Annotated in this window: 7 protein-coding genes and 1 pseudogene; 4 read left to right on the forward strand and 4 right to left on the reverse strand. The window is 56.6% G+C overall.

Annotated features, from left to right (window positions below; translation table 11 throughout):
• Window positions 1–288: 288 nt before the first annotated feature.
• The 4 genes and pseudogenes from VHB22_RS04325 to VHB22_RS04345 form a co-directional block, all read right to left on the reverse strand.
• Window positions 289–2,616 (reverse strand): TonB-dependent receptor, encoded by a 2,328-nt coding sequence (locus VHB22_RS04325; protein WP_325455729.1) that lies wholly within the window; start codon window positions 2,614–2,616, stop codon window positions 289–291.
• Between the two features lie 809 nt (window positions 2,617–3,425).
• A pseudogene (locus VHB22_RS04335) lies at window positions 3,426–4,479 on the reverse strand (phenylacetaldoxime dehydratase family protein).
• 219 nt (window positions 4,480–4,698) lie between these two features.
• The gene (locus tag VHB22_RS04340) at window positions 4,699–5,361 is read right to left on the reverse strand and encodes a response regulator transcription factor (protein WP_325455732.1); all 663 of its coding nucleotides are present in this window, start codon (window positions 5,359–5,361) and stop codon (window positions 4,699–4,701) included.
• Window positions 5,358–6,737, reverse strand: a complete 1,380-nt coding sequence (locus tag VHB22_RS04345) for a sensor histidine kinase (protein ID WP_325455733.1) — start codon at window positions 6,735–6,737, stop codon at window positions 5,358–5,360. Before VHB22_RS04345 ends, VHB22_RS04340 begins: the two co-directional genes overlap by 4 nt.
• Before the next feature lie 476 nt (window positions 6,738–7,213).
• Here VHB22_RS04345 and VHB22_RS04350 point away from each other — a divergent pair, with 476 nt between their 5' ends.
• From VHB22_RS04350 to VHB22_RS04365, 4 genes are all read left to right on the forward strand, one after another.
• Window positions 7,214–8,134: a LysR family transcriptional regulator gene (locus VHB22_RS04350; protein WP_325455734.1), complete on the forward strand. Its 921-nt coding sequence runs from the start codon at window positions 7,214–7,216 to the stop codon at window positions 8,132–8,134.
• Window positions 8,135–8,381: 247 nt separating this feature from the next.
• Window positions 8,382–9,584: an NAD-dependent formate dehydrogenase gene (locus VHB22_RS04355; RefSeq protein ID WP_325455735.1), complete on the forward strand. Its 1,203-nt coding sequence runs from the start codon at window positions 8,382–8,384 to the stop codon at window positions 9,582–9,584.
• Window positions 9,585–9,648: 64 nt separating this feature from the next.
• Window positions 9,649–10,131 (forward strand): cyanase, encoded by a 483-nt coding sequence (gene cynS, locus VHB22_RS04360; RefSeq protein WP_325455736.1) that lies wholly within the window; start codon window positions 9,649–9,651, stop codon window positions 10,129–10,131.
• Window positions 10,132–11,168: 1,037 nt separating this feature from the next.
• Window positions 11,169–12,971: a hypothetical protein gene (locus tag VHB22_RS04365; protein ID WP_325455737.1), complete on the forward strand. Its 1,803-nt coding sequence runs from the start codon at window positions 11,169–11,171 to the stop codon at window positions 12,969–12,971.
• Window positions 12,972–13,067: the final 96 nt, after the last annotated feature.

Below are 13,067 nucleotides of genomic sequence, written 5' to 3' on the forward strand. Positions count from 1 at the left end.
CGGACTCCTGCCGCTTCCCTCCTAAGTCACGGGGAAGGCTTTACCCGCCAACACTGAAATTCATTTTCAATTTGCCTGCTACTCAGAGAAAGCTGCCGAGAACCGATGGCATCGGTGTGCCACACCTGGCCGAACATCCCATCAGCCGATATGGGCATAAGGCCAGAAAAAAGTAATACCGCTGCACGCGTGTGGTTCGTCCGTAAGCACCACAGGCGGATATCTAATTGGCTAATGCACCTTTGCAGGTGGCCGGTTAGTTCACTACCGGCCACCCTCCGCCCAAGATCAAAATGTAATCGTAACGCCTGCGTTGAACGAGCGGCCTTGCCCTGGCACAGGGGATATCAGGCCGACTTCTCCTGATGCCGCATAGTCGGCCCAATCAACACCGCCAAGCGGCGGATAATAGAGTTTGTCGAACAGATTCTCGATACCGACATCGAAGCGCACATTCTCCCATTGGTAGCTCGAACGCAGATCAACAAGTGCGTAACCTGGCGTCGTCGGTTCGTGGCGAAGTGAATTGACGTCGCTCTTATCGTTGACCAGCGTCAGCTGCACCGCGTTCGACCAACTGCCAAGGCGATGGTTGAGTGTCAGCTGCGCATTGAGCGGCATCATGTGATAGAGCGTGTCGCCGGTATCGAGGTTTTCCCCATTCACGTAACCTATAATGCCGGAAAGTCCGAACTGGCCATATACAGGGCTCTCCCATAGATCCATGCTTCCGGATACGTTGACGCCGTAGAGCTGCGCGGCATGGTTGGCGAATTGGAGAGTTACGAATTCACTCGATGGCATCGCCATCATGCCCATGCCGCCCATATCCATGCCGCCCATGCTCGCTTGCGACGCCACGAAATTAGCATCGATATAGTTCTGTACGTAGGTGTAATAAGGAGTGACTTTGATTTCCCAGGCGCGGCGCGTGCGATCGTGCCAGCCGGCTGTAAAGCTCACCGTATTGCCGACCTCAGGTTTGAGATCGAGATTGCCAACATAGCCGTTAGCATCGCCATACCAGCCAATCATATCGGCGGCCATGGAACCCGTGCTCCAGGCATAGCGCTCGTAGAGGTTGGGTGACCGGGTCTTGCGCGCATAGCCAAGCTCGTACGTTTCGTTGGCTGACGGTTCGTAGCGTGCGAGCGCCGTCACATCGAAATTGGCGTCTGTACGCGCATGACCTCGCGCGTTGAAGGCGGCCGCATCGGCGGCATACATTTCGCTGTAGCCTTGGACATCGCCTGTATCCATCCACACCATATCGTTCCTAACGCCGATGAGTGTGCTCCACGCGGCGTTCCAGCGATGTTCCCACTCGGCGAACGTGCCGAGCCGTTGCCGCGTACCGTGATTGATGTCGACGAACGTATCGGGCCCCATCATAGGAGCCATGCCCGCAACCGGCGGCCACCAATCGTTGAGCGTCTCCCGGTGAAATTCGTTACCCACGCGGAGAATATCAGCGGTCGTAAGCGGAATTTCCGCCTTTACCGAATAGCCTGCATCGGTCCCGTCGACGCTCATGGGCATGGTGCCGGGTTTATCCGCGAGCATGTCCATCCGATGCTTTGTCTGGTGATAGAAGGCGCGAAAATCGAGAGTGCCCCAATCGAAGTGCGTGAGATAGCGCGCGTTGAAAAGCCACGCATCGTTGTCGATCATGTCCATGCGCTGATTGACGAAGCCCTGGTAGGGAACGGACGCGTAGATACCCTCGAAAGTGAAGAGATCACCACCGTTCTTTACGCCCAGCGTGAGTGCGTGGTTGTAAGCTTGATAAAGCGTCGATCGAACAACCGGTCCATCATCCCCTCGCGAGTAATCGTTGGATTTGGTCCAGGTGCCGGTATAGCCGAGGCTGAGATTCTGCGTCGCCGCTTCGGCGTGCGCCGAGGAAGAAATGCCATCTCCGTTACTGCGGTAGAAAGTTGAAAGACTTCCGCCCGTTCTCACACCTTCACCCACGTCGGCAAATTCCGGAGGACGGGATTCGACGATGACCGTTCCACCCAGGCTGTCGCCGCCTTTGCTTACCGGAGTTACACCGGCGATTACTTCGGCAGAAGCGACCCGCGACGGATCGATGTACGAAAGCGGCGGGTTCATATGGTTCGTGCAAGCCGGTGAAATGACCATGCCATTGACGAGCACTCTTACTCGATCGTCATTGAGGCCGTTAATCACAGGCAAGCTCGATATTCCGCCGGACGTGTAGACGCTGACTCCGGGAACTCTCGTCAGAAGCTGAGCGGTATCACTGGTGCGGGGTAGCTGCGATTGAATCGCCTCCCCCGAAAGTCGTGCGGTGTTGAGCGGCGCAGTAAAACTTTTCGAATCTGTGCGGCCGACGCCCGGTTCAGCCGTCGGATAAACTTCGGCGGGCTGCTGGAGATTAGACCCGGGACTGTCGCCTGGCTGGATTTTTGAATGCGAGGATTTTACTTTTTTCTTAGTCTTGACCTTCGGTTGTCTCCCTTGCTCAACAACGACCGGTGGCATCACTGTATTCGTGGCTTGCTGTGCAATTGCTTCACCGGCTTGAAGGTTCAAGGCGATAACAGTCGTTGCAGCCGCAGTAAGCAGCTGTGTTCGTTGATGACGACACATAATGCATTCCCCCATGCAGCGACCATCAGTACCCTACTGATGAAGACGCTGGTCTTTCGACGAGATGATTGGATTGGACGTGCTGAATTATCCGCGTCAGCGGACGATCCAAATCGCTATCAAGCGCTCATGGGTGGGCCGCGATTTCGCGCCCGTATTAGGTAGACAATCGCGAGTAACGCAGTTTCGCTCTCATGAATTCTCTGGCCAATCGCGGACAGAGGCTGAAGCACCAACGGCGCCGTGGTGACGGCAAGCTGGAAGGCTGCAAGTCCGTTGCAGAAAGGGCAGCTTGATTTCTTGCCGCCCGGTTGCTCAGAGCGAGATTTCGCGCTGTCGCAAATGGAATCAGCAAAGCTGCCGTAGTCCGCGACAAACAGAGAATGTCTAAGTTCTGAAATAAGGTGGTTCGGGAGAAGCGCCGCAAAATGGACCACACCCAGCAGCGCAAATGCCGCCCAGGTGCTGTTCCACCTTCTTTTCCCCAAGTTCCCCACCATGGGGAAACGCTAAAATCAAAGATAGGGACTCGTCAACGGTCTCATGCAGAGGTGCGACGTCGACGGAGCCTCCGCAGTTGGAATACCATCGTCTCTGGCTCGGTGAATTTTCCCGATTGTGGCTCGTGCTATCTTTCCGCGAGCACCATGCATGCCGGCCTGTGCAAAGCCACACGAACTCTGTCCGCGATCAATCTCTACACGATCCAATTCTTTCAATATCGAGTGTCGTGATGTGGTGAAAACGCCAGTTAAGAGAACGGCATCACTCTATGAGTGATGCCGTAGCCGACCGGCCGGAAGCGCGTCTCAGACCGCGCGCAGAAGACCGGTCTTCGGATGACAATTGATATACTCGAAATACTGGTTCGCGGCGTCGAACACCGACACCTCGTGGTAGAGGGTTAGATTCTTGAACTTATGAACGTTGCGCATGAACGTCACGAAGATCTGCAGGTGTGTGTGATGCGACGCTCCCCACGTTTCCAGAGCGGATAGCGATCTCCAAAGGCTATAGCCGAAGCCTTTTTCCAGAAGATTTCCTTTGTTCGTCCATGTGATGGACATAGCGATTGCAGTAGCAGCCGACCTCAAGACCATCGTCGCGCAGATAGTTCATGCCTTCATGCAGCACCGGTTCGATATTGTCGAACCATGTGCGGCGCTCCTCGCCTTCGGTAAAACTCCAGTCTTCTCCCGAGCGGATGAGCGTAAGATTGTCATGACCGCCGATGATCACACGGCCGCCCTGTTCCGGCGCGCCTGACTTTATCGATAACTCTCCTTCCGGGTCCATGACGCTGGTTTGGGACAAGGGAAGACGGTCTCGCATCGAACCCCAGTAACCGTGTTCTATGATGGGAGCGCTCATCTCGGGAAAGAGAATGCTGGCGCCTTCGAACGGCCCATGTTCATGCGTGAAGATCGTCTCAAACTGTTCCATGCGCGGACGCAAGATTTCGCGAAAATATCCGACGCCTTCGTCCAGCCGCTTATCAGATGCCCACCAATCCTTGATCGACGGACTGTCATTCCAATTTTCGAACTTGGCTGGGTCTGTCCAATATCCGACTGCAATAAGGTTTATGTAACCTTCGCCATCGACGAATTGGACCAGATCGTGTCTCGCAGGCCCGTCGGGCTGTTTGAAGCTCTCCAAAATCTGTTGAAACGCGGCGCAAGCTCGGCCCTTGTTTTCGTCGCCCTTCGATTGGACACCGAAATAGGACATGACGATGCTTTCGATGGATTTTGCCGGACGAGACGAAAACGCCGGATATGCCGGATTCCACTTGTCGCTGACTTGGCGTGTCCTTGTGCGTGGGCATCTCAGATGGCTCGGAATTGAAGAGTCCAAAGGCATTCGGTCGTTCTCCCTTTTCTTATTTGGCAATGCACCTGCTGCCGATATAGCCTACTAAATATCTCGCATGCCGGTCGCGGGCGATATCGTTGGACGCTTCAGTTCAAGGTTGAAGTTGATTTGCCTCGGTGCCCGTCGACGTTCCCGGAAGAAAAATTGCTCAAGGTTGGCCTGCACACCAGAGCACGATGCCCGCGCGGTCCGGGCAAAATGCCCGCGTCACGCGCTGTTCGATGCGAGTTGGTCGGCGGGAATGAGTCCGGCTGCCGGAGCAAGCCAAACGAGATGCGCATCGTTTTCGGCGCCGATCTTTGCCTTGACCGCATAGTGGATATTGCGCACGGTCTTGAGGCTGAGATTGAGAAGGCCCGCAATTGCCTCGCTGCTGAGTCCGGTCGCGACGAGCCTCAAAACCTCCATCTCCCTTGGCGTGAGCTCATCGATCGCCGGGCGGCCGCCGCTCAAACGATCAGCCGCGAGCGCGCGTGAAATGTCCTCGCTCATCGCCCGGCCGCCCTCAGCGACGATTTCGACAGCACGAATGAGTTCACCAGGAGGACTGCTCTTGGTGATGTAGCCTCTGGCGCCGGCCTCGAAGGCCTTTAGAGCGAAAGCGGAACCAGCGTGCATTGTGAAGATCAGGATTTTGGCGTCCTTGTCGAATTCTCGAATTCGCCGCAAAGCCTCTATCCCGCTCGCACCGAGCAGCGTGAGATCCAAAATAACGATATCGGGCTGATGCGTTTTGTAAGCTACGTAGGCCTGCGTGACATCTTCGGCTTCCGCGCAGACGGAAAATTGCGGGCGCATTTCCAAGAGCCGCCGGTACCCCTCCCGCACGATCGGATGGTCATCGACCAGGAGTATGGAAATACGGCTCATGCGCGAACCGCTTCGGGCCCAAGAGGCACCATCGCAAAAATTCTGATCCCGCGCTGCGCATTGGCAATAGACAGAGAACCTCCGAGCCCTGCGAGTCGCTCGCGCACGCCGAGTATCCCGTGGCCCGATGATGTGTGTATCCGGCTGATGTCTCCGCCGCCGTCGTCTTCTATCGTGAGCGCAATGTGTGGATCTCGGAACACACGATGCTCAAGATGCACGCTGACTTCGGTAGGACGGCCATGCTTACTTGCATTCGTCAGGCATTCTTGGACGATACGATAAAGATCGATCGCGACGCGCTTTTGAAGTTCGGCCAATCGTCCGGTCATTTGTAGTCGGAACACAGTCCCGCTCTTCGATTGTGCGTTGAAATCGGTGATGAGTTGCCGAAGGCTCGCCTCCAACCCGACTTCCTCGATACTCTGCGAGCGCAGGCGAACCAGCGTCGTCCGTAGGGCGCCCATCATGCGCTGTTGCGTTTTGGCGATCGCCCTGGCGTCCTGGGCGATGTCCGGCCGATCAGGTGGGGCGTTCGTCTCGATAACCGTGGCAAGAGCGGTGGTGGCGGTGAGGGCTTGGCCGAATTCATCATGCAGGTCCCGCGCGATGGACCTTCGTTCTTCCTCTTGAACCTGGAACAGCCGTGCCGTGAGCGCCATACGTTCGGAATTCGTCTGTCGAAGCGTCCCGGCGAGGCGGTTGACGGCATTTGCAATGTGATTGAACTCGGTGCTCTTGAATTTGCCGAGCCGCAGACTGAGTTGCCCTTCTTCAAGCTTCTTGAGCGCGGTTATGATAGCCCGCGCCGGCATTAATGCATGTCCGATCATAAGTGCAGCTAGAAAGGCAATGCCTGCCGCCAGCATGATCGCAACGTTCACAACGGTAGAAATTTCACGCCATGCCCGTCGAAGCGTCGCATCCGGATCTGCATTCGTTACAATAAGTCCAGCGCTCTCATCATGGATCGAGAGGGGCTGCGCGACCGGCTTGTCTGCTCCCAGAAGAGAAAGGTACGTCGCAGCAAACCAGCCCGGCGCGGTTGGACCGAGCGCCTCAACCTGGCTGCAGAGCTTGTGGCGGTCAGCTCCCGGAAGGCCGAACGTGACGCACACCCCTGGCGAAATGATGCTTTGGGTTTCGACGGTGTCCCATTCCGGAAGCGGCATGAGCGTTCCACGTTGCGTTCCGTTACGCCAGAGGAGTTGCTGCCAATAGAGCGCCTGCAGGCGCTGGTTTACACGCGCTGCGGTAGAGACGACATCGCTTTCGATTGACCGATGAGCATCCCAGACCAAGCAACCGATGGCGGCAGCAAGACAAAGCAGCACAACCGCCATGAGCCGAATAATCAGCAGCGTAAGAAGACGCATGACCACCCCCGTTTTTGAGAAGAGTTTGCATTGTTCTCGTCCCGAAATGAAGTAGCGCCGGGGCTTGGCGGGCAAAATGCCCGTGCGCGGCGAACAAAGAATGCTAGCCTCTTCTGCGTCGTCCCCAAATGTGCTCGATCACTTGGTCAGATCCCGCGTCCCTTTGCATGTGAAGGCTAGTCTGAAGAACCAAATAAGGCGGTGCTTGGCGGCGGCTTTCCGCCGATCAGCTTGCCTCCATTCCAGGATCTCTGGACCGTCTGCTGGTCAACTCCTTCTCCATGGACTGTCTCCTCGTTGGACAGAAATCTGCATGCGCCCAGCGTGGGTGACGCAGTGATCCGATATCGGATTTCAATGGCAAGATGAGGTTAGCGCTTCCTATCCAAGGTGGACAAGGCCATCGCGGAGCACTATCCATTTAACACGAAATAGCCGTATGACTATTTCGATATGGAATCTGGAGCACAGATGCTATGTTTGTTAGGCAAATGAGTTATCTGCTAGCTCTCGCGCGAGAGAAGCATTTCACGCGTGCGGCCGAGAAATGCCACGTTACCCAATCGACACTGTCGGCAGGCCTCAAGGCACTCGAGCGCGAACTCGACATGCGTCTGGTTTTGCGCGGACCGCGATTTATCGGCTTGACGCCCGAGGGCGAGCGTGTGGTGACGTGGGCCTCACAGATCATCTCCGACTACGAAAGTCTCAAACAAGATGTTGCCGGAATTCGCGATGGCTTGAAGGGAACGTTACGGCTCGGAGTGATCCCAGCGGCGATGCCTGCTGTTGCCCGGCTGACGTCGCCGTTTTGCGCCAAGCACCCCGGTATTACCGTCGATGTCTTTTCGATGACGTCGGTAGAGATCCAAGCGGGCATCGATAAGTTCGAACTCGACGCCGGTCTGACGTATTTGGAAAACGAGCCACTTTCGAACGTCCGCAAAACACCGCTTTATGACGAGCGCTACTTTCTGGTAACGCACATCGACAGCCCTCTGGCACAGAGCGACGCAATATCGTGGAAAGAAGCAGTTGCCGAAAACCTCTGTTTACTGAACGAAAGCATGCAAAACAGGCGCATTCTTAATAAGCTCACGGAATCTCTAGGACTGAAGCTCACACCATCTGTCACGTCGAATTCGTACCTTGCCATATGCTCCCACGTTTGCGCAGGCGAATGGTCGAGCATCATCCCGCATACGTTTTCCTACATTTTTAGCGGGTGCAAAGAGCTGGCGCTCGTCGAATTGGCCGAACCTCGGCACAGCCAAGCCGTCGGTCTTGTCGTCTCCGATCGCGATCCGCTCTCTCCTCTCGCGCACGCCCTCATTCGTTGCGCCGCGCATCTCGAGCATGACGACCTTTTCGCGCCTGCTCTCGAGGTGGCGGGCTGATCGATCATATCGATCAGCTTAGAGATCTCATTCGTTTGACCGCCCGGCACACAAGGCACGACAACTCGCGCGCTTGGTCGAGGAAGAGCTTGCAATAGCCGGCATCAAGCGAGGAGCGCGAAGAGGAGCGAAACCCGGGGCTGACGAGAGCCTCGTCGTATCACCCTCACCGACAGGTTGTCAGTCGTTCGGAACGCACCCGGACGAAGCGTTTTCTCTCGGCCTTTTTTCATGAACGGAGTTCGAGATGGCTAAGATCGTATGTGTTCTCTACGACGATCCCGTAACCGGGTATCCGAAATCGTATGCGCGTGACGACATTCCAAAAATCACGAAATATCCCGATGGGCAGACGACGCCGACGCCGCACGCCATCGATTTTGTTCCCGGACACCTGCTTGGCAGCGTGTCGGGCGAACTCGGCCTTCGTAAATATCTCGAAAGCAACGGCCACACTCTCGTTGTGACGTCCGATAAGGACGGCGCCAACTCGACGCTCGACAAGGAACTGCCCGACGCCGAGATCGTCATTTCGCAGCCCTTCTGGCCCGCTTACATGACGGCTGAGCGGATCGCGAAAGCGCCGAAGCTCAAGATGATCGTCACGGCCGGCATCGGCTCCGATCACACCGACCTGCAGGCTGCGATGGATCGCGGCATTACCGTTGCCGAGGTCACGTACTGCAACTCGAACAGCGTTGCTGAGCACGTCGTGATGCAGATGCTGTCGCTCGTCCGTAACTACATTCCTTCGTACAAATGGGTCATCGAAGGCGGCTGGAATATCGCCGATTGCGTCGAGCGGTCCTACGATATCGAAGGCATGCACGTCGGAACCGTCGCGGCCGGCCGTATCGGCCTGCGCGTCCTTCGTCTCTTGAAGCCATTCGATGTCAAGCTGCACTACATGGACCGTTACAAGCTTCCGGACGCGGTCGAGAAGGAACTGAACCTTACGCACCACACGACCCTCGAAAGCTTGACGAAGGCTTGCGATATCGTAACCTTGAACTGCCCGCTGCATCCGGAAACGGAGCACATGATCAACGATGCCTCGCTCAAGAACTTCAAGCGCGGCGCGTATCTCGTCAATACGGCGCGCGGCAAGCTGTGCGATCGCGACGCGATCGTTCGCGCACTCGAGAGCGGCCAGCTCGCAGGGTATGCGGGCGACGTGTGGTTCCCGCAGCCTGCGCCGCAGGATCATCCGTGGCGGACAATGCCACATCACGGCATGACACCACACATCTCCGGCACGTCACTGTCTGCGCAGGCGCGCTATGCTGCAGGCACACGCGAAATCCTCGAGTGCTACTTCGAAAACAAGCCGATCCGTAACGAATACCTCATCGTACAGGGCGGCAAGCTCGCGGGCGCCGGGGCGCATTCCTACAGCGCCGGGAATGCGACAGGCGGCTCGGAAGAAGCGGCCAAGTTCAAGAAAGCCTGAGCTAAGACCGGGAAGCGCCCCGAACGGGGGCGCTTCTCATGTTTTAAATTCGAGGGAGACAGAGATGCGCCGAGAAGAGTTGACAGAAAAGATCCTTGATATCAAACGCGCGAATGGCTGGACCTGGAAACATATCACGCAGGAAATCGGTGGCGTGTCTCCCATTCTTATCGTCGGAGCTCTTTTGGGGCAGATGAAGCTGGTGAAACCGCTAGCGAAGAAAGCCGCTGGACTCTTCGGATTATCCGAGACTGAAGAGCGGATGCTGAATGAAGTGCCATATCGCGGCACGCCGATGCCACCGACCGATCCTCTGCTCTATCGCTTCTACGAACTTGTGATGGTCAACGGCCCCGCCTGGAAGGCATTGATTGAAGAAGAGTTCGGGGACGGCATTATGTCGGCGATCGATCTCGAAACGGAGATCGAACGGCAACCGCATGCCAAAGGCGATCGTGTGCGGTTGATGATTTCAGGAAAATTCCTACCCTACAAGTACTATGGCAACGAGCAGGGAATCCCTGAAAGTGGGCTCAGGGAAGATTGACCCGGGATTCGCAGTCAGATCGTTATTTATGGTCAACGGAGCAGGCAAGCGCGCGCTGAAGTTTTACTCCGTACAAATCTCACTGATGCTTGCCTTGGAATATGAGCGCGCAGCTAGGCCTTCGTAGCTGCATAATCAGATATTTCGAGCTAGCCGGTTCCAATATAGTTAGCGCGGGAACCACCTCGGCTCGTTCAAGCTCGATGTCGTTTTCGACAGTTGTCGGAAAACGTTCGGCCTGAGACCTTTAACTCGCCAGCACGCGACCCGTCCTCGCGCCCGCTGACAAAATGCGAGCACCTCGGACGCCCCCCTGAGTTCGAGGTGCTCGTCCTCGCCGCATCTCGTCCTTCCGGATGATCCATGACCCTCGAAAGTTTGCACCAACTTGAACTTTCTCTGATGCGTGCAGCTTTCGATATCGCATGCGACAGGCTCCAACTTTCGACGGATATGGCGAATCTGGACGAGCGTCATTCTCAGCTTGCCTCGATTGTACAGACTCTTGTCGAGCGTGGGTTTGACGACCCCAGAGACGTGGCAAACCTCGCAGCCAGAATTTTCCTCAATAACAAAAATGCTTGATTGGGGCCATGATTAGAAACAACTGCATTTAGGCAATTGCGTCCGATTAGATTTAGCGAAACGTTTCACGAATATTTGCAGTTATTCGCAATCGAAAAAGCATAACGCAATAAATGGGTGGGATCCTCGCAGGCGATATTTATCGAATGAAAGGATCTCCGGAAATTTTCAAGTTTTCGAAAAAATTGAATCGATTTTGGCGATCGAGCTGTCGTTTCGAACAGCTTCCTCCATTTCTGTTTTCCGCCAAGGTAAGCGCATGGACTCGGAAAGCGACATCAGGAAAGCCGTACTAGATCGGACGTTTGTCGTTCAGGTCCTCGAAGAACTTTCTCTGAAAGAGGAAACTGAGCATGGCGCAAGACTGCGTAACACTCTGGGACTGTCCGCCACCGGAGCCTCCTCCTCCGCCTCCCCCTTCATGTAATTGCCCACCGGAGCCTTGTAATTCGATGACCCAAAGCACAACCAACAACTATTACTACACCACCGACAGCCACGACACGACGACAACGACGACCAACAATTATTATTATTACAATTCGTCGGACGACAATGGCGGGTCGGATAATGGGGGTGGCGATACCGGCGGCGACAACGGCACTGAGACACTGCCGAGCATCACGGTTGATCCCACAATCACGCTGCCATCGCTTGGCGATCTCGATCTTGGTGGCATTACGGCCGGCCTTCCAACCGTAGGCGATATCACCGCCGATCTTAGCGGTCTCACCGCCACCTTGCCGGACCTCTCCAATCTTCTCGATGTTGGTGACGCGTTGCCGTCGTTGTCCGGTCTCGTCGACCTCGGCGATGTTGCCGCGACGGTTCCTTCTCTCGTCGATGGGTTGAACGTCGGCGATATCGCCGATCTTAGCGGTCTCACGGCGACGGTGCCCTCCCTTGTCGATGGGCTCGGGGTCGATCTGGGAACTATCGGCGATCTCAGCGGCCTCACAGCGACGGTGCCGTCGCTGGTCGATGGCATAAATGCTGATCTTGATGGCGTGACGGGCAGCCTGCCAGCGGTCAGCAATCTGGTAGATCTGGGAGATATTACAGCTACCGTTCCTGCGCTCGTCGATGGATTGACCACGGATCTTGGCGGCGTGACCAGCTCACTCTCCGGTATCACGTCAGGCTTGGGAGACGTCTCCGGTATTATCCCGCCAATTCTCGACGCAGCCACAACTGATATCGGCAACCTGATCGACGGAACTCTCGGCGCACTCGGCGGTGTTGCCGGCGGCACGGGAGACCTTGGTTCGCTGTCTGGCCTGATCGATAACGTCGCTTCGGATGTCGGCCAGGTCGTTGATGCACTCGCCGGTGCGGCGGGCGGCACGGACGATCTTGGCTTGTTGACATCGCTCGTCGACAATCTTGCGGGCGATGTCGGACACGTGGTCGATACTCTTGCTGGTGCGGCAGGCGGCGCGGGTGACCTCGGCGCGTTGTCGGGTTTGGTCGACAACGTTGCAGGCGATGTGGGACATGTCGTCGATACGCTCGCCGGTGCAGCAGGCGGTGCGGGCGACCTCGGCTCGCTGTCTGGCCTGGTCGACAACGTCGTCGACGGCGCGGGCCATGCGGTTGACTCGCTGCTTGGCGCGGCAACCGATACGGGCGACCTCGGTTCGCTGTCGGGGCTCGTCGATAACGTTGCAGGCGATGTCGGACACGTGGTCGATACGCTGGCCGGTGCGGCAGGCGGCGCGGGTGACCTCGGTTCGTTGTCTGGCTTGGTCGATAACGTTGCGGGCGACGTCGGACACGTGGTCGATACGCTTGCCGGTGCGGCAGGCGGCGCGGGTGATCTCGGTTCGCTGTCCGGCCTGGTCGACAACGTCGTCGACGGTGCCGGCCATGCGGTCGACTCGCTGCTTGGCGCGGCGACCGGTACGGGTGACTTAGGCATTGTCCCGGCTGTCGTGCATGACGTCGGAAATATCGTCGCCAGCATCGCTTCGTTTGACGCGGGTAATCCACTCGGCGGCCTGAACCTCACCGGTTTGAGCCAGGATGCAAATATTGCCTCGGGGCTTGCCGATGCGTCTTCGCATTCGAACGCGGATCTATCCGGCCTCCTTCACGATGCGGGTTCGGCCGATCTATCCGATGTCGGTGCTCTGCTCAACGGACATGGCATCGGTGACATCCTGTCGAGCAACCTCGATCTCGATCATCTGACCAGCAACCTGAACTTGTTCGATACCGCGCACGTGGATACGGGCACGGACATCCATCACTCATAGCGTGAATTTGTCGGCCGGCCCCAGCGGGCCGGCCGATGCACGGTCCCCAAGAGGAGATCAAACCAGCAGAACCAACCCGAACCGGAAACATCAACG

This window comes from Hyphomicrobium sp., assembly GCF_035548195.1.
Lineage (GTDB): Bacteria > Pseudomonadota > Alphaproteobacteria > Rhizobiales > Hyphomicrobiaceae > Hyphomicrobium_B.